Raw genomic sequence first — 16,456 nt, 5'->3', positions numbered from 1 at the left:
CCAACACAGTTAGTGGAGAGATCACCTTGGTAGAGTACGTAGTTTCCCTCGATAAGCTCGGCGCCCATGACGTAGAGCACGTAGGGGGCAAGAACGCATCCCTCGGCGAGATGATCAGCAATCTTGCAGGCGCTGGTGTTTCGGTTCCCGGTGGTTTTGCCACAACCTCCCAGGCCTACCGTGATTTTCTTGAACTGAGCGGCTTGAACGATCAGATCCATGCGGCGCTCGACGCGCTGGATGTCGATGACGTCAACGCATTGGCCAAAACCGGCGCGCAGATCCGTCAATGGATCATGGAAGCCGAGTTCCCCGAGCAACTTAACGAAGCCATTCGTACGGCGTTCGCTACCTTGTCCAACGGCAACCCTGATATGGCGGTGGCTGTACGCTCGTCGGCAACGGCCGAAGACTTGCCGGACGCGTCCTTCGCCGGTCAGCAAGAAACCTTTCTGAACATCCGTGGCGTTGAAAACGTGATTCGTGCGACCAAAGAGGTGTTTGCCTCCTTGTTCAACGATCGGGCGATTTCCTACCGTGTGCATCAGGGCTTTGACCACAAACTGGTCGCCCTGTCGGCGGGTGTGCAGCGCATGGTGCGCTCCGAAACCGGCACCGCCGGCGTAATGTTCACCCTGGACACCGAGTCGGGCTTTCGTGATGTAGTGTTCATCACCGGCGCCTACGGACTGGGCGAAACCGTCGTACAAGGCGCGGTAAACCCGGACGAGTTCTACGTTCACAAGCAAACCCTGGAAGCGGGTCGTCCTGCCATTTTGCGCCGCAACCTGGGCAGCAAAGCGATCAAGATGATTTACGGCGCCGAAGCCAGCGCCGGCAAGTCAGTCAAGGTGATCGACGTTGATCAGGCCGATCGTGCGCGCTTCTGCCTCACTGACGCCGAAGTCAGCGAACTGGCCAAGCAAGCCATGATCATCGAAAAGCACTACAAGTGCCCGATGGACATCGAGTGGGCCAAAGATGGCGATGACGGCAAGCTGTACATCGTTCAAGCGCGCCCTGAAACCGTGAAAAGCCGCAGTGCCGGCAATGTGATGGAGCGCTACCTGCTCAAAGAAACCGGCACTGTGCTGGTTGAAGGTCGCGCCATTGGCCAGCGTATTGGTGCGGGCAAAGTGCGCATCATTAAAGACGTGTCCGAAATGGACAAAGTGCAGCCGGGCGATGTACTGGTTTCCGACATGACCGACCCGGACTGGGAACCGGTGATGAAGCGCGCCAGTGCCATTGTCACCAACCGTGGCGGGCGTACTTGTCATGCGGCGATCATCGCCCGTGAACTGGGTATTCCGGCCGTTGTCGGTTGCGGCAACGCCACCCAACTGTTGAAAGACGGTCAGGGTGTGACTGTGTCCTGCGCTGAAGGCGACACCGGGTTTATCTTCGAAGGCGAACTGGGCTTCGATATCAAGAAAAACTCCGTCGACGCCATGCCGGAACTGCCGTTCAAAATCATGATGAACGTTGGCAACCCAGACCGTGCCTTTGACTTCGCGCAGCTACCGAACGCGGGTGTGGGCCTGGCTCGTCTGGAATTCATCATCAACCGCATGATCGGTGTGCACCCTAAAGCGCTGCTGAACTACGACGGTCTGCCGCCGGAAATCAAGAACAGCGTCGACAAACGTATCGCGGGCTACGACGATCCGGTTGGTTTCTACGTCGAAAAACTGGTTGAAGGCATCAGCACTCTGGCGGCTGCGTTTACCCCGAAAAAAGTGATCGTGCGCCTGTCGGACTTCAAGTCCAACGAGTACGCCAACTTGATCGGCGGCAAGTTGTACGAGCCGGAAGAGGAAAACCCGATGTTGGGCTTCCGCGGTGCTTCGCGTTACATCAGCGAAAACTTCCGTGATTGCTTCGAACTTGAATGCCGCGCGCTCAAGCGCGTGCGTGAAGAGATGGGCTTCACCAACGTCGAGATCATGGTGCCGTTCGTGCGCACGTTGGGTGAGGCGAGCCAGGTGATCGACTTGCTGGCCGAAAACGGCCTCAAGCGCGGCGAGAATGGTCTGCGCATCATCATGATGTGTGAACTGCCGTCCAACGCGATTCTGGCCGAAGAGTTCCTGGAGTTCTTCGACGGTTTCTCCATCGGCTCCAACGACCTGACTCAGCTGACGCTAGGCCTGGATCGTGACTCCGGTGTGATTGCGCACTTGTTTGATGAGCGTAACCCAGCGGTTAAAAAGCTGCTGTCCAATGCTATTCAGGCGTGCAACAAAGCTGGCAAGTACATCGGTATTTGCGGTCAGGGCCCTTCCGATCACCCGGATCTGGCGCGCTGGCTGATGGATCAGGGCATTGAAAGCGTGTCGTTGAACCCCGATACCGTGCTGGAAACCTGGTTCTTCCTGGCAGAAGGTCAGGCGCAAGCTTGAGTCGTTGAGAGAAGGGCGGGGGCGCTGATGGCGTTCCCTGCTCTTTATAAGCAGTTCTAGGGCGAGTTCCTGTGTGGAGTCGCCCTTTTTTGTGCAAGAGCATTATGCAAAGCAGCAGTCATCTTTTTCCCGTTGCCCTGATCAGCGCTGAGCGTCGGGGCGATCTGAGCGAAGACGTTTATCGCTTGAAACCCGCCAACAGCCCCGATATTTCCGTTGAGCTGGTGGCCACGCGTCTTGGGCTGGCAGACGGCGATAGCGCGCGCGGCGTACCGGTCATTTTGTTGCATGGCGGTTTTTCCAACCGACGCTTCTGGTATTCGCCCAAAGGGGTGGGGCTTGGCGCTTTTTTGGCGCGTGCCGGTTTTGATGTGTGGCTACCCGAGATGCGCGGTCATGGTTTGTCGGCTCGCAATATTCACTGGAACAAGAACCGTGTGACTGACTATGCCCGTTACGATTTGCCCGCAATAGGTGCTTTTGTCAGAGAGATAAGTGGGCAAACGCCACACTGGATCGGCCATTCTCAGGGTGGCATCAGCCTTGCGGCAGCGCTTGGCGGTCAGTATCTCAACGATGACCTGGTGGCATCGGCGGCGTTTTTTGGTACCCAGATCAATCGCCGTTACGGCTGGCTGAAAATCCCGCCGGTGCAGTGGTGTGCTTATTTGCTGCTCAAGCGCTTCAGGTATCTGTCGGGCGTGCGTCTAAATCGCGGGCCAGAGGATGAGCCTGTCAGTATCGCGCTGGAAGCCTTGCGCTGGAATGGCTTTTTGGGGCGTTTCAAGGACACCGAGCGTGACTGGTGGGCAGGCCTGGCCGAAGTTCAGGTGCCGGTGCTGGCGGTCGCCGCGACAGGTGACAAGCTGACGCCCGAGTGGGCGTGCCGAAAACTCTACGATCAGTTGGGCTCCTCGCAGCGCACCTTCGTGGCGCTGGGGCGCGAGCACGGTTTTAGTACCGATTTCAGTCACGTTGAAATGCTCGTCAGTCAGCCTGCTCAAAAAGAGGTGTGGCCGCTGGTGCGCGATTGGTTGCGTGATTGCTAAAAGCTGGGCCTGCGCGCAGCCCATCGCAACCTCGTACCTCGACAGCGGCTACAGGTGCAATATGGGCTGCCTTCAAAGTACGCATTAGTGGCTAGGATGTGACGCGGCGCGCGCTTTTGGTCATTTTCAGCGTGCAAGGGGTTAATGAGTTCTCGACAAGGAATAGCCGCGACGGGTAAAACCTGTCTTCACCAGACCGTCTATACCTTAACCCTAGTGTGTTGCTTGCTGTCCTTCCCAACAGGAGCTTTCCCGTGAATCACTATTGCACTCCCGATCTGTGTGATGCCTACCCTGAGCTGGTGCAAGTACTTGAGCCCATGTTCAGCAACTTTGGCGGTCATGATTCTTTCGGCGGAGAGATCGTAACCGTCAAATGCTTTGAAGATAATTCCCTGGTCAAAGAGCAGGCTGAGCTCAATGGCGCAGGGAAAGTATTGGTAGTAGATGGTGGCGGCTCACTACGCAGGGCGTTATTGGGCGACATGATCGCAGAGAAAGCGGCGAAAAATGGTTGGGAAGGGATGGTGATCTACGGCTGTATTCGCGACGTGGATGTGATTGCCCAAACCGATCTAGGCGTGCAGGCATTGGCTAGCCACCCTATGAAAACCGACAAGCGCGGCATCGGTGATTTGAATGTGGTCGTGACCTTTGCGGGCGTTACATTTCGCCCCGGTGAATTCATTTATGCCGATAACAATGGCATTATCGTTTCGCCATCAGCCTTGAAGATGCCGGGCTAAACGCATTTCCACTAAGGATCACGGATGTTCGAGGACGAAAACGCGCAATGGGGCCTGGTGCACGCCCTGGTGCTGGACGGTGAAGGTGGGGCGCGCTCTATTGCCCGCACCGAGCTGGACGATCTGCAACTGCAACCTCACGAGAGTATCTGGTTGCATTGGGATCGCAGCCACCCGCAGACCCAGAGCTGGTTGCGCGATTCCAGCGGCCTTAGCGATTTCAGCTGTGATTTGCTCCTCGAGGAAAATACCCGTCCTCGGTTGTTGACGCTGCCCAACAACGAATTCCTGTTGTTTTTGCGCGGGGTCAATCTGAACCCCGGTGCAGAACCTGAAGACATGGTCTCGCTGCGTATTTTTGGCAGTGCGCAGCGGGTTATATCGCTGCGTATGCGTCCGTTACGCGCCACCGATGAACTGCTCGGGGAGTTTTCCCAGGGTGAAGGGCCGAATAATCCCTCTGAATTGATTCTTTATCTGGCCCAGCACCTGACATTAAAAGTGCAGGACTTGATCGGCGAGCTATCAGAAATCGTCGATGACGAAGAAGATAAAATAGATGCCGACGAACGGTATACGCCTGAGCACGGCTCCATTTTGCAGATCCGTCGCAGGGCGGCTGCCTTGCGTCGATTTCTAGCTCCGCAACGGGATATTTTCGGCCAGCTGACCCGTACCAAATTACCGTGGTTCAGTCCGGATGATGCCGATTACTGGAACGAACTGAACAACAGCCTCACCCGCTATCTTGAGGAGCTGGAACTCACGCGCGAGCGCGTGGGGCTGGTTCTGGAGGCCGAGGACCGGCGCTTGAATGTGCGCATGAGTCGCATCATGTACCGCTTTGGCGTGCTGACCGGAATCTTCTTGCCGATCACCTTTATCACCGGTTTGCTGGGCATTAACGTGGGCGGGGTGCCGTTCTCAAATGATTCCTACGGGTTCGCGGTGACCTGTCTGTTAATGCTGGTGATTGGTGTGGGCCAATGGTGGTTTTACCGTCGGTTGCAGTGGCTATGAGCGGGGCAAATGTGACGCCGTCAAAGTTGCTCGCGTCTTTTACTGACATATCGAGAGGTGCTTATGCACGATCCGTTTGAACAATCGCTACGTGACATGCTCAAGGCGCCGGCGTCTACCCGTGACGATGACGCTTGCCTGGGTCGAGTACTGAAAACCGCTAACCGCCAGGTCGGTGCGGGTGATCTTTTCAGCTTGCTGGGGCGTTGGGTACAGGCACTGATGATTGCTTTGAATAGCGGTTCAGCTCATATTGCGCCCGTTTCGCGGCGCAAACCTGCTGCTCGCCCTGCTGATAAGGCTGATTGAACATGGAACTTGATCTCTGGACCCAGAGCCTGGTCACGGCAATGACTGCCTTGTGGACCAAAATTGCCAACTTTATTCCGAACCTTTTCGGGGCGTTGGTGGTCGTACTGCTGGGTTTCGTGGTTGCCAAACTGCTTGATGCCCTGTTGTCCAAATTGCTTGCCAAGTTGGGTCTTGATCGCTTGATGGGCGGAACAGGACTGACTAAAATTCTCGGCCGTGCCGGTATCAAAGTGCCTATTTCCACTTTGATTGGCAAAATTGTCTACTGGTTCATACTTCTGATATTTCTTGTTTCGGCGGCTCAGTCTCTGGGGCTCGAACGAGTTTCAGCTACGCTGGATATCTTTACGCTGTATTTGCCAAAAGTATTCGGTGCCATTTTAGTGTTGCTGGCTGGCGTATTGTTGGCGCAACTGCTTAATGGCCTGGTACGCGGCGCTGCCGAGAGTGTCGGTTTTGATTACGCTGCAGGCTTGGGGCGGGTTGCCCAAGGGCTTGTGATCATCATCAGTATTTCGGTGGCGATCAGTCAGTTGGAGGTCAAAACCGACCTTCTGAACCACGTGATTGTGATTGTATTGATCACGGTAGGCCTGGCAGTTGCATTGGCCATGGGGCTGGGTAGTCGAGAAATTGCCGGGCAGATTCTTGCCGGGATCTATGTGCGTGAGCTGTATCAGGTTGGGCAGGACATTCGAGTGGGGGCGGTTGAAGGTCAGATAGAGGAAATCGGTACGGTTAAAACCACGTTGCTGACTGATGAGGGTGAGCTAGTCTCCCTCTCTAATCGGACTTTGCTTGAGCAGCACGTGACGCGCCGCTAATGCGGTAAACCCTGATACTGTATGCCGCCGCGTTACTGCCTGCTTGTCAGGCTGCGGCGGACATTGACCTGACTGTCGGCACGACTCGTTTTGAATAAAGCACAACCGCTGTCCATGCGCTACGATCCCCGCGAGCTCTCTGATGAGGAGTTGGTGGCGCGCGCGCATGATGAGTTGTTCCACGTCACGCGGGCCTACGAAGAGCTGATGCGGCGTTATCAACGCACTTTGTTCAACGTATGTTCAAGGTATTTAGGGAACGATAGAGACGCAGATGATGTCTGTCAGGAAGTCATGCTCAAGGTGCTGTATGGTCTAAAGAATTTCGAAGGCAAATCGAAATTCAAGACATGGCTCTATAGCATCACTTACAACGAATGCATTACACAGTATCGAAAGGAACGGCGAAAGCGTCGCTTGATGGACGCATTAAGTATTGATCCCCTCGAGGAAGCGTCTGAAGAAAAGGCGCCGAAACCTGAGGAAAAGGGCGGACTTGATCGCTGGCTGGTGCACGTGAATCCGATTGATCGCGAAATTTTAGTGCTGCGTTTCGTCGCAGAACTGGAATTTCAGGAAATCGCAGACATAATGCATATGGGTTTGAGCGCGACGAAGATGCGGTACAAGCGTGCTCTTGACAAATTACGTGAGAAATTTGCGGATAATGCTGAAACTTAGTTCAGTGCAAATGGATCTACGTGTAGGCAAGGTCTGATAGACTTGTCGCCGAGTTGTCCCCCGGTATGTGGGACTGCTTTACAATCACCAGATGGGGATTTAACGGATGAAACTGAAAAACACCTTGGGCATTGCCATTGGTTCCTTTGTAGCCGCAACTTCGTTCGGTGCCCTGGCACAAGGCCAAGGCGCGGTCGAGGGTGAACTGTTCTACAAAAAACAGTACAACGACAGCGTCGACCACGTTGAAGACGGTTACAACCCAGGCGCATCGATCGGTTACTTCATTACCGACGACGTCTCGTTGAACCTGACCTACGACAAGACCAACCACACCCGTTCGAATGACGGCACTGGCCACCAGAAAATCAAAGGCGACAACTTTGGTCTGAACGCTCAGTACCACTTCCGTGACGTTGGCGACGCTCTGCGTCCATACGTTTCCGGTGGTGTTGCTCACAAGAGCATGACCAACGTAGAAGATGACGGTCACAGCGGTCGTGACAAGTCGACTTTCCTGACTGCTGGCGCTGGTGTTAAGTGGTACATCACTAACAACATCTTCGCTCGTGCAGGCGTTGAAGCTGACTACAAACTGGACAACGGCAAGTGGGACTACGCTCCTACCGTTGGCCTGGGTGTGAACTTCGGCGGCAACGGCGGTAAAGTTGCACCGGCTCCAGTTCCAGCTCCAGCACCAATCGCTGAGCCAGAACCAGAAGCTCCGATTGCTGAAGTTGTTCGCGTTGAACTGGACGTGAAATTCGACTTCGACAAGGCTAACGTTAAGTCGCAGTACATGCCTGACATCAACAACGTTGCTGATTTCATGAAGCAGTACCCATCGACCACCACGACTGTTGCTGGTTACACCGACAGCGTTGGTACCGATGCCTACAACCTGAAACTGTCGCAACGTCGTGCAGACGCCGTTCGTACAGCTCTGGTTAACCAAGGTGTTGCTTCTAACCGTGTAGACGCTGTTGGTCACGGTAAAGCAAACCCAGTTGCTACTAACGCAACTGCTGAAGGCCGTGCTCTGAACCGTCGCGTAGAAGCTACCGTTCAAGCTGAAGCTAAGTAATTTTTAGCTAGGCTGTTCAGAAAAACCCGGCTCAGGCCGGGTTTTTCTTTGCCTGTGATTTGCCGTACAGCGCAGCTATAATTGCGCCCTCTTTCTGTCAGCCTCGAGACCATTGAACCCATGTATAACCTGGCCCGCCAGTTGCTCTTCAAACTGTCCCCCGAAACCTCTCACGACCTGTCTCTGGACTTGATCGGTGCGGGTGGCCGGCTGGGGCTTAATGGTTTGTTGTGCAAGGCCCCGGCCAGACTGCCGGTTAATGTAATGGGGCTCGACTTTCCAAACCCGGTCGGCCTGGCTGCGGGTCTGGACAAAAACGGCTCGGCCATCGATGGCTTTGCTCAATTGGGTTTCGGTTTTGTAGAGGTGGGCACCGTGACGCCACGCCCTCAGCCAGGAAACCCCAAGCCACGCATCTTCCGGTTGCCGCAAGCGCAAGCCATCATCAACCGTATGGGGTTCAACAACCTTGGGGTTGATCATCTGCTGGCGCGGGTTCAAGCGGCTAAATACAACGGCATTTTGGGCATTAATATCGGCAAAAATTTTGACACGCCGGTTGAGCGCGCAGTCGATGACTATTTGATCTGCCTGGACAAAGTGTATACCCACGCCAGCTACGTGACCGTCAACGTCAGCTCGCCGAATACCCCCGGGCTGCGCAGTTTGCAGTTTGGTGATTCGCTCAAGCAGTTACTTGAAGCCTTGCAAATCCGTCAGAAAGAACTGACCGAGCGACACGGCAAGCGTGTACCGCTGGCCATTAAAATCGCGCCGGACATGACTGATGAAGAGACCGTTCTCGTGGCTCAGGCATTGCTTGAAACGGGTATGGACGCCGTAATCGCCACCAACACGACGTTAAGCCGCGTGGGTGTTGAAGGCATGGAGCACGGTGATGAAGCCGGTGGTTTATCGGGTGCGCCCGTGCGTGAAAAGAGCACCCACACGGTTAAAGTACTGGCAGCCGAGCTGGCTGGTCGTATGCCTATCATCGCTGCGGGCGGTATTACTGAAGGCAAGCACGCAGCTGAGAAAATCGCTGCTGGTGCCAGTCTTGTGCAAATCTACTCTGGCTTTATTTATAAAGGCCCGGCCCTGATCAGAGAATCTGTCGACGCTATTACGGCACTTGCCCGCAAGTAATCGACCAGACCCTATAGTCGGGCAATAAAAAGGGCTCCATCAAGGAGCCCTTGGGCCGCAGCCCGCCGCCTGGATAGGACGGCATGGTTAAGTCGGTGCGTCTTAAAGGTGATGTCGGAGTGTGCCCAGAGTTAGCCGACGGCGTGAAGTTCGTTAAGTCTGTGGATGCCCGCAGTGCCTGTCATACCGTCCCAGTTGTCGCCGCGTCCTTCTCGCCAGCCGTTAATCCAGGCTTGGCGTACCGACGGTAGAGTAAAAGGGCAAAGCTCACGGGATTTTCCATGAACGCCATATTGATATCCGCGTAAAAATGCTTTTTCCAACGGATCACGCTTAAGTCTTCTCATAGGGTGTTGCCCTCACTTGTTGACTGTTTGTATAGCGTCGACCTACCAGAGGTCGGGGCAGAGTGTTCTGCCGTTGGTGTGCTCGCTGCCGGCGTGGCGAGCATTTTGTTGCCGCCTGTGCGGTGACAACCTGTGTTCATTTCTAACCAATGAGCCAAGGTGTGTGAATGATCGTTTTGTCATAAGGACGTAACGATAATGGTGTTAAGGCCATAAGAAAGGCCTGTTTTGCTGGCCCAAAAGCGACTAAAGCCTGACAGGGCGAGCCCTTGCAAAGAGGATGCGTGTCATTCTCTGCAGTGAATAGCCACCCACAATGATCGGGTACTATTCGACGAAGGGTCTGAACATGTCACATTGTTTCTGAATGAATGAACTGTCTCTGCGTCTAAACTCCTTGTGCCTTCGGGCCGGGTGGTCGCCGGGGTGGAACGGCACAGTTTCGTGCCACACGAGCGCTCTTCAAGAAAAGCGCTTGATTGAAAACGGAGCAGGCGATGCGTTGCCTTCTCACTGATAGCTTAAAGCTCAGGAATTCCATGTCGGATCGTTACGAACTCTTCCTTACTTGCCCCAAAGGTCTTGAAGGCCTTCTCCTTGAGGAGGCTACCGGCCTTGGTCTTGAGGAAGCCCGCGAGCATACCTCGGCCATTCGAGGTGTCGCGGATATGGAAACCGCCTATCGCCTCTGCCTTTGGTCGCGCCTGGCCAACCGTGTCTTGTTGGTGCTCAAGCGCTTCCCTATGAAAGACGCTGAGGACCTGTATCACGGCGTACTGGATGTTGAATGGCATGACCATATGGTGCCGGACGGTACGCTGGCTGTTGAGTTCAGTGGCCACGGTTCGGGCATCGACAACACGCACTTCGGTGCGTTGAAGGTCAAGGATGCCATCGTCGACAAACTGCGCACGCCGTCCGGTGAGCGCCCATCCATTGATAAATTCAGCCCGGACTTGCGCATTCACCTGCGTCTGGACCGCGGCGAGGCGATTCTGTCCCTGGATCTGTCAGGCAGCAGCCTGCACCAGCGTGGCTACCGTCTGCAGCAAGGTGCGGCACCGCTCAAAGAGAACCTTGCGGCCGCTATCCTGATTCGTGCTGGCTGGCCACGCATGGCAGCTGAAGGCGCTGCGTTGGCTGACCCGATGTGTGGCGTGGGTACATTCCTGGTCGAAGGCGCGATGATTGCTGCCGATATGGCGCCCAACCTCAACCGTATCCATTGGGGTTTTGATGCCTGGTTGGGGCATATTCCGGCGATCTGGAAAAAACTCCACGAAGAGGCCACCGAGCGTGCCGAAATTGGCATGGCCAAACCGCCTCTGTGGATCCGTGGTTATGAAGCCGACCCGCGTCTTATCCAGCCTGCACGTAACAACATTGAACGTGCCGGTTTAAGCCACTGGATCAAAATCTATCAGGGCGAAGTGGCCACTTTTGAGCCGCGTCCGGATCAGAACCAGAAAGGTCTGGTTATCTGTAACCCTCCGTACGGCGAGCGTCTGGGGGACGAGGCAAGCCTGCTTTACCTCTACCAGAATCTGGGTGAGCGCCTGCGTCAGGCCTGTCTGAACTGGGAGGCAGCGGTTTTCACGGGTGCCCCGGATTTGGGCAAGCGCATGGGTATTCGCAGCCATAAACAGTATTCGTTCTGGAACGGTGCGTTACCGTGCAAGCTGTTGTTGATCAAAGTCGTGCCGGATCAGTTCGTCACAGGCGAGCGTCGCACTCCTGAACAGCGTCAAGCCGAGCGAGAGCAGGCCGAGTCCGACCTGCCGTCCAACATCGAAGCGCCGACCAAGTACGAGAAGTTCAACAAGAACGGTAACCCGATCAAGCCCGCTCCGGTAGTGATCGAACAGCCGCGCTTGAGTGAAGGCGGGCAGATGTTTGCCAACCGCTTGCAAAAGAACCTCAAGGCGCTGAGCAAGTGGGTCAAGCGTGAAGGCATCGATTGCTACCGGGTTTACGATGCCGATATGCCTGAATACTCAATGGCCATCGACCTGTATCACGATTGGGTTCACGTGCAGGAATATGCGGCACCCAAATCCATTGATCCGGAAAAAGCCTCGGCCCGTATGTTCGATGCACTGGCGGCTATTCCTCAAGCGCTGAACATCGACAAGAGCCGCGTGATCGTCAAGCGTCGTGAGCGCCAGAGCGGCACCAAGCAGTACGAGCGTCAAAGCGCACAGGGCAAGTTCACCGAGGTCAATGAAGGCGGCGTGAAGCTGCTGGTTAACTTGACTGACTACCTGGACACCGGTTTGTTTCTCGATCACCGGCCTATGCGCATGCGTATCCAGAAAGAAGCCAGTGGCAAGCGCTTCCTCAATCTGTATTGCTACACCGCGACGGCCAGTGTGCATGCGGCTAAAGGCGGGGCTCGCAGCACCACCAGCGTTGACTTATCCAAGACCTATCTGGACTGGGCGCGTCGCAACTTGTCCCTGAATGGTTTTTCTGACAAGAACCGTCTGGAGCAGGGCGATGTGATGGTGTGGCTGGACGCCTGCCGTGAAGAGTACGACCTGATCTTTATCGATCCACCGACCTTCTCGAACTCCAAGCGCATGGAAGGCATCTTTGATGTCCAGCGCGATCACGTGCAACTGCTGGATCTGGCCATGGCGCGTCTGGCGCCGGGCGGCGTGCTGTATTTCTCGAATAACTTCCGCAAGTTCATCCTGGATGAGCATCTGGAATCGCGTTATGCGGTTGAAGAAATTACCGCCAGCACTATTGATCCGGACTTTGCCCGCAACAGCAAAATCCACCGTGCCTGGAAAATCATGGCTCGATGATTCTGGGTTAAGGCGATAAAAAAACGCCCTTGGTCGCAAGATCAAGGGCGTTTTTTATTGTCTGTAAAACCTTACTGGGCGATGGAGACTGCGTTGTTGGTCAGCGCTGGCTGGCGATACAGATCGAGCAGGACTTGATCGAGAATCGATGAGGCGCCCCAAGGGCGAGGGTCGTTAAGAATCGCGACGACCGCCCAGGTGTTGCCATTGCTGTCACGGCTAAAGCCGGAAATAGCCCGTACGGTGTTCAGGGTGCCGGTTTTGATATGGGCTTGACCGTTCATGGCTGTCGTTTTGAGGCGTTTGCGCATGGTGCCGTCCTTGCCTGCAATCGGCATGGAGCTGATGAACTCAGCGGCGTACGGGCTGTTCCAGGCTGCCTGAAGCATTTGTGCCATCTCACGTGCGCTGACTCGCTCGGCACGTGAAAGGCCTGAGCCGTTTTCCATGATCAGATGCGGTGCCGTGATGCCTTTTTTGGCCAGCCACTGGCGAATGACACGTTGAGCTGCTTTGGCGTCGTCGCCGTCCGCATCATTGCGGAACTGAGCGCCGAGGCTCAGGAACAGCTGCTGAGCCATGGTGTTGTTGCTGTATTTGTTGATGTCGCGAATGATCTCGGCCAAGTCCGGCGAGTAGGCGCGAGCGAGCAATTTGGCATTTTTGGGCACGCTGGCCTGACGGTCCTGGCCTTGAATGGTGCCGCCCAACTCTTTCCAAATGGCCCGTACGGCGCCTGCGGTGTAGGTCGCGTGATCAAGCAGGGACAGGTAGGTCTGAGAGTTGCAGCCATCGGCCAGCTGGCCGCTGACCGTGACCAGAACAGTACCGTCGGCTTGTTGCACGGGGTTGTAGCGGACATCGCCGGTGCATTGCTTGCTGTTGAGGGCCTTCACCTGATTGTCGACCCGGATGCTGGCAATCGGCGGCTCGACCGAGATCAACACCTTGCCCGCATCATTACGGGCGATAAAGCGCAACGCCTTGAGGTTGACCATCAGCGCATCGGGTTTGACCAGGAACGGCTTGTTTTTATCGTTGCCGTCGTCGTTGAACGCCGGAAGTTGAGGTTGTTCAAAGAAGCTGCGATCCAGTATCAGGTCGCCGGTGACATGCTGGACGCCATTGGCGCGCAGGTCACGCATCAGCAGCCAGAGTTTTTCCATGTTGAGTTTGGGGTCACCGCCGCCCTTGAGGTACAGATTGCCCTGCAGCGTGCCGTTGTTCAGGGTGCCGTCGGTGTAGAACTCAGTTTTCCACTGATGAGTCGGGCCGAGCATTTCAAGTGCCGCGTACGTGGTCACCAGTTTCATGGTGGAGGCGGGGTTCATGGACACATCGGCATTGAACACGGTAGGCACACCGGGGCCATTGAGCGGGATCATGACCAGCGACAGCGCATCGTTTTGCAGTTTATTGGTTTTGAGCGCTTGCTGAACTTTAGGCGAAAGCGTGGTGTTGACGGGGGCGGCGTTAGCGCCGAAGGCGAGCGGTAAAAAAAGGCCCGCGAGAAGCAGTGGTCGTAAAGATTTGATCATAAGAAGTAAAACCCTGCACGCGAGGGGGAAAAATAAGAGGGCACGACGAAAAACGCCCTCGATGGTCATAAAAGTATCGGCATTATGCCCCAAGGTTTGTGAGCTTGTGCATCGGCATGCCAAAGACACGTGCTTAATATAAGCAGAAAACGATGAACCGTTCGCACGGAACCGGGCAGACGCGAGCTTAAGCTGGTAAAGTGCCGCCGTTATTACTTAAGAGGATTGTTCAATGGCTACTAATCGTTCCCAGCGTCTGCGCAAAAAATTGTGCGTTGATGAATTTCAGGAGCTGGGTTTTGAGCTGAACCTGGATTTCAAAGAAGACCTGTCGGATGAAGCTGTCGACGCTTTCCTGGAAGCCTTTTTGAAAGAAGCCATGGAAGCTAACGGCCTTGGCTATGTTGGCGGCGACGACTTCGGTCTTGTTTGCCTGCAGAAACGTGGTTCGGTCACCGAAGAGCAGCGTGCTGCTGTTGAAGCCTGGTTGAAAGCTCGCCCAGAGCTGACCAGCGCTGAAGTTAGCCCGCTGTTGGACGTGTGGTACCCGGAAAAGCCAATCAATCCGGTAGCCTGACGTCAAACAAAAAGGCAGTCCTGGACTGCCTTTTTGTGTTTTGCCCTCTGACCCGTTCTGGGTACTCATCACACCTTTGCTTTTATAGCCTGCAATGTCCTGTGCAATTTCCCGCACGGCTCCTGCATTAAGGCTGCGCGGCGTTTAATCGTAAATCGCCTTTTTCTTCCAGTCGCCTTCTACCTCGTCACTTTTGAGCCCTTCGGCCAGCTCATTGGCCTCGTCTTTTGCGGGTTCAAACTTGTTCAGCAGAAGAGTGTTCGCGCGAGCCAATTGCACTTCAAAAGCGTCGAGCTGGGTGCTGTATCGTGTGTCTGGCTGTTGGCGCAAGTACTGCACCCCACGTTCAAAAGCCAGACGTGCTTGACCAGGCTGGTTTTGCTGGAGCGAAAGCTGGCCGAGATTGTTGAAGAACTCGATATGCAGAACCACCAGCAGGTGATGCACCTCTTTTAGCCACTCCTTGGCTTCGCCGTTGCTCAGCACGTGATCTTTGGCCGCGCGCGTGATTTGGCCGTGTAGAGTTTCCAGCGCAAAGCGAACATCTTTGGCCGTGGCCTCCGCAAGGATAGGGCGTGGAGGGTTATTGACCGCAATTGACTCGCCTTGCCCGACCAACGCGGTGAGTTCGGCAACCCGTGCTTTTGTTGCGGCACTGTTTTTTTGCAGTTGCAATAACCGTTGTGTCGCGTTGAGCTCAAGACGAGTCAGTAAAAGCTTGAGCGCCCCAGACATCAATTGGCCCGGGAATGTCTCGTTGACCTCGCTGCACCGACGAATACGGTCATTGAGTTCGACCTTCTGACGTTTTTTTTCCAGCTTGTTGTTCTCCACCATATGGTTCAGGTAGGCAATGACAATCAACAGTACGATCCCGGCTACGACAAGCAGGGCGATCATGGAAGGAGTCAACGTTAAAACCTCTTCAAAGTGGTCTGCTGGTGAATGCAGGGCCAAGGCAGTATTGCCTGTTGGACGTATTCTGGATGCAGATTAAGGAAGCGCAGTGTGTTCTCGATTATGGACTATCTACCTGGAGCTTGAAGAGCAATGACTGCAATGTGCCATCACTCAATCCAAGCAATCATAACCCCTTGGAGTGAGACGGAATACACGCGTCGCAAGTTCAGCGACGTACTGCGCAGGAAAGCTTGCGTAGAAGAGGGAAGTCATTGATTTCAATATATTTTCAGAATGGGGTTGACGCCTTTCAAATCCATCCCTAGAATGCGCGCCAATTGCAGCGTAAAGCGAATAGCTAAACGCCAGCAACCAGTGAAGTTGTAGCGTGTCCCCTTCGTCTAGTGGCCTAGGACACCGCCCTTTCACGGCGGTAACAGGGGTTCGAGTCCCCTAGGGGACGCCATTGCGGGAATAGCTCAGTTGGTAGAGCACGACCTTGCCAAGGTCGGGGTCGCGAGTTCGAGTCTCGTTTCCCGCTCCATTTTTAAGCAGCTTCGTTTTCGGACGGGGTTGAGTGAAAGCCAGATCATTGACTCAGGTTATGTGATTGGCACTGAAATGTACGTGTACATTTCGGGCAACGTCCCCTTCGTCTAGTGGCCTAGGACACCGCCCTTTCACGGCGGTAACAGGGGTTCGAGTCCCCTAGGGGACGCCATTATTGCGGGAATAGCTCAGTTGGTAGAGCACGACCTTGCCAAGGTCGGGGTCGCGAGTTCGAGTCTCGTTTCCCGCTCCATTTTTAAGCAGCTTCGTTTTCGGACGGGGTTGAGTGAAAGCCAAGTTACTAACTTCGGTTAATGACCTGGCACTGAAATGTACAGTGTATGTTTCGGGCAACGTCCCCTTCGTCTAGTGGCCTAGGACACCGCCCTTTCACGGCGGTAACAGGGGTTCGAGTCCCCTAGGGGACGCCATTATTGCGGGAATAGCTCAGTTGGTAGAGCACGACCTTGC

General features: G+C 54.9%; 14 protein-coding genes, 5 tRNA genes and 1 pseudogene. 17 read left to right on the top strand and 3 right to left on the bottom strand.

Translation table 11 applies throughout. The features are described from left to right. Positions 1–26: 26 nt before the first annotated feature. The 10 genes and pseudogenes from ppsA (at position 27) to EQV93_RS00055 (ending at position 9,264) form a co-directional block, all read left to right on the top strand. On the top strand, positions 27–2,402 hold the full coding sequence (gene ppsA, locus EQV93_RS00095; protein WP_122784589.1) for a phosphoenolpyruvate synthase: 2,376 nt from the start codon (positions 27–29) through the stop codon (positions 2,400–2,402). Between the two features lie 104 nt (positions 2,403–2,506). Further along, the gene (locus tag EQV93_RS00090) at positions 2,507–3,451 is read left to right on the top strand and encodes an alpha/beta fold hydrolase (protein WP_240890683.1); all 945 of its coding nucleotides are present in this window, start codon (positions 2,507–2,509) and stop codon (positions 3,449–3,451) included. A gap of 254 nt (positions 3,452–3,705) precedes the next feature. Next, a complete protein-coding gene (rraA, locus tag EQV93_RS00085; protein WP_122784587.1) occupies positions 3,706–4,197 on the top strand; it encodes a ribonuclease E activity regulator RraA in 492 nt (163 codons plus the stop codon). A gap of 24 nt (positions 4,198–4,221) precedes the next feature. Further along, positions 4,222–5,217 (top strand): CorA family divalent cation transporter, encoded by a 996-nt coding sequence (locus EQV93_RS00080; protein WP_122784586.1) that lies wholly within the window; start codon positions 4,222–4,224, stop codon positions 5,215–5,217. A gap of 63 nt (positions 5,218–5,280) precedes the next feature. Further along, the gene (locus tag EQV93_RS00075; RefSeq protein ID WP_122784585.1) at positions 5,281–5,526 is read left to right on the top strand and encodes a CrfX protein; all 246 of its coding nucleotides are present in this window, start codon (positions 5,281–5,283) and stop codon (positions 5,524–5,526) included. Between the two features lie 2 nt (positions 5,527–5,528). After that, the gene (locus EQV93_RS00070) at positions 5,529–6,353 is read left to right on the top strand and encodes a mechanosensitive ion channel family protein (protein ID WP_122784584.1); all 825 of its coding nucleotides are present in this window, start codon (positions 5,529–5,531) and stop codon (positions 6,351–6,353) included. Between the two features lie 90 nt (positions 6,354–6,443). Continuing rightward, on the top strand, positions 6,444–7,034 hold the full coding sequence (sigX, locus tag EQV93_RS00065; RefSeq protein WP_122784583.1) for an RNA polymerase sigma factor SigX: 591 nt from the start codon (positions 6,444–6,446) through the stop codon (positions 7,032–7,034). Between the two features lie 106 nt (positions 7,035–7,140). After that, positions 7,141–7,680: pseudogene (locus EQV93_RS22490) on the top strand (OmpA family protein); the annotation flags it as partial. After that, positions 7,675–8,118 carry an OmpA family protein gene (locus EQV93_RS22485; protein ID WP_425281165.1) on the top strand — a complete coding sequence of 148 codons (444 nt, stop codon included), beginning with the start codon at positions 7,675–7,677 and terminating at the stop codon, positions 8,116–8,118. The pseudogene EQV93_RS22490 and the gene EQV93_RS22485, both read left to right, overlap by 6 nt. Before the next feature lie 120 nt (positions 8,119–8,238). Continuing rightward, positions 8,239–9,264 carry a quinone-dependent dihydroorotate dehydrogenase gene (locus tag EQV93_RS00055; RefSeq protein WP_240890888.1) on the top strand — a complete coding sequence of 342 codons (1,026 nt, stop codon included), beginning with the start codon at positions 8,239–8,241 and terminating at the stop codon, positions 9,262–9,264. Between the two features lie 131 nt (positions 9,265–9,395). On the opposite strand, the gene rmf is transcribed toward EQV93_RS00055, so the two are convergent. Further along, entirely contained in the window at positions 9,396–9,611 is a 216-nt protein-coding gene (rmf, locus tag EQV93_RS00050) for a ribosome modulation factor (protein ID WP_019827662.1), read from the bottom strand. A gap of 539 nt (positions 9,612–10,150) precedes the next feature. Between rmf and rlmKL the strand changes: the two genes are divergently transcribed. Further along, positions 10,151–12,421 (top strand): bifunctional 23S rRNA (guanine(2069)-N(7))-methyltransferase RlmK/23S rRNA (guanine(2445)-N(2))-methyltransferase RlmL, encoded by a 2,271-nt coding sequence (rlmKL, locus tag EQV93_RS00045; protein WP_122784580.1) that lies wholly within the window; start codon positions 10,151–10,153, stop codon positions 12,419–12,421. A gap of 71 nt (positions 12,422–12,492) precedes the next feature. Here rlmKL and dacB read toward each other — a convergent pair whose 3' ends face one another. Continuing rightward, positions 12,493–13,959 carry a D-alanyl-D-alanine carboxypeptidase/D-alanyl-D-alanine endopeptidase gene (gene dacB, locus EQV93_RS00040; protein WP_122784579.1) on the bottom strand — a complete coding sequence of 489 codons (1,467 nt, stop codon included), beginning with the start codon at positions 13,957–13,959 and terminating at the stop codon, positions 12,493–12,495. A gap of 232 nt (positions 13,960–14,191) precedes the next feature. Between dacB and EQV93_RS00035 the strand changes: the two genes are divergently transcribed. Further along, entirely contained in the window at positions 14,192–14,536 is a 345-nt protein-coding gene (locus EQV93_RS00035; RefSeq protein WP_146383925.1) for a YggL family protein, read from the top strand. Positions 14,537–14,680: 144 nt separating this feature from the next. Here the strand turns inward: EQV93_RS00035 and EQV93_RS00030 are convergent, their stop codons facing one another. Then, positions 14,681–15,436: a hypothetical protein gene (locus EQV93_RS00030; RefSeq protein ID WP_240890682.1), complete on the bottom strand. Its 756-nt coding sequence runs from the start codon at positions 15,434–15,436 to the stop codon at positions 14,681–14,683. Between the two features lie 390 nt (positions 15,437–15,826). Between EQV93_RS00030 and EQV93_RS00025 the strand changes: the two genes are divergently transcribed. From EQV93_RS00025 to EQV93_RS00005, 5 genes are all read left to right on the top strand, one after another. Next, positions 15,827–15,902: transfer RNA gene (locus EQV93_RS00025), tRNA-Glu, on the top strand. 2 nt (positions 15,903–15,904) lie between these two features. Then, positions 15,905–15,980 (top strand) — tRNA-Gly (locus EQV93_RS00020). 101 nt (positions 15,981–16,081) lie between these two features. Then, a tRNA-Glu gene (locus EQV93_RS00015) sits at positions 16,082–16,157 on the top strand. A 5-nt stretch (positions 16,158–16,162) separates the two neighbouring features. Further along, a tRNA-Gly gene (locus tag EQV93_RS00010) sits at positions 16,163–16,238 on the top strand. A gap of 102 nt (positions 16,239–16,340) precedes the next feature. Continuing rightward, positions 16,341–16,416: transfer RNA gene (locus EQV93_RS00005), tRNA-Glu, on the top strand. Positions 16,417–16,456: the final 40 nt, after the last annotated feature.

This window comes from Pseudomonas sp. TMW22091, from assembly GCF_022496705.1.
In the GTDB taxonomy this organism is placed as follows: domain Bacteria; phylum Pseudomonadota; class Gammaproteobacteria; order Pseudomonadales; family Pseudomonadaceae; genus Aquipseudomonas; species Aquipseudomonas saxonica.
The sequence above is the reverse complement of the archived record's forward strand: the minus strand, read 5'-3'. Positions and strand labels throughout refer to the sequence as shown.

Excerpts from the sequence above, each read along its gene's own strand:
- EQV93_RS00090 (WP_240890683.1), top strand. The coding sequence starts at position 2,507 with ATGCAAAGCAGCAGTCATCTTTTTCCCGTTGCCCTGATCAGCGCTGAG.
- EQV93_RS00080 (WP_122784586.1), top strand. The coding sequence starts at position 4,222 with ATGTTCGAGGACGAAAACGCGCAATGGGGCCTGGTGCACGCCCTGGTG.
- EQV93_RS00075 (WP_122784585.1), top strand. The coding sequence starts at position 5,281 with ATGCACGATCCGTTTGAACAATCGCTACGTGACATGCTCAAGGCGCCG.
- EQV93_RS00070 (WP_122784584.1), top strand. The coding sequence starts at position 5,529 with ATGGAACTTGATCTCTGGACCCAGAGCCTGGTCACGGCAATGACTGCC.
- EQV93_RS00055 (WP_240890888.1), top strand. The coding sequence starts at position 8,239 with ATGTATAACCTGGCCCGCCAGTTGCTCTTCAAACTGTCCCCCGAAACC.
- rmf (WP_019827662.1), bottom strand. The coding sequence starts at position 9,611 with ATGAGAAGACTTAAGCGTGATCCGTTGGAAAAAGCATTTTTACGCGGA.
- rlmKL (WP_122784580.1), top strand. The coding sequence starts at position 10,151 with ATGTCGGATCGTTACGAACTCTTCCTTACTTGCCCCAAAGGTCTTGAA.
- dacB (WP_122784579.1), bottom strand. The coding sequence starts at position 13,959 with ATGATCAAATCTTTACGACCACTGCTTCTCGCGGGCCTTTTTTTACCG.
- EQV93_RS00035 (WP_146383925.1), top strand. The coding sequence starts at position 14,192 with ATGGCTACTAATCGTTCCCAGCGTCTGCGCAAAAAATTGTGCGTTGAT.
- EQV93_RS00030 (WP_240890682.1), bottom strand. The coding sequence starts at position 15,436 with ATGATCGCCCTGCTTGTCGTAGCCGGGATCGTACTGTTGATTGTCATT.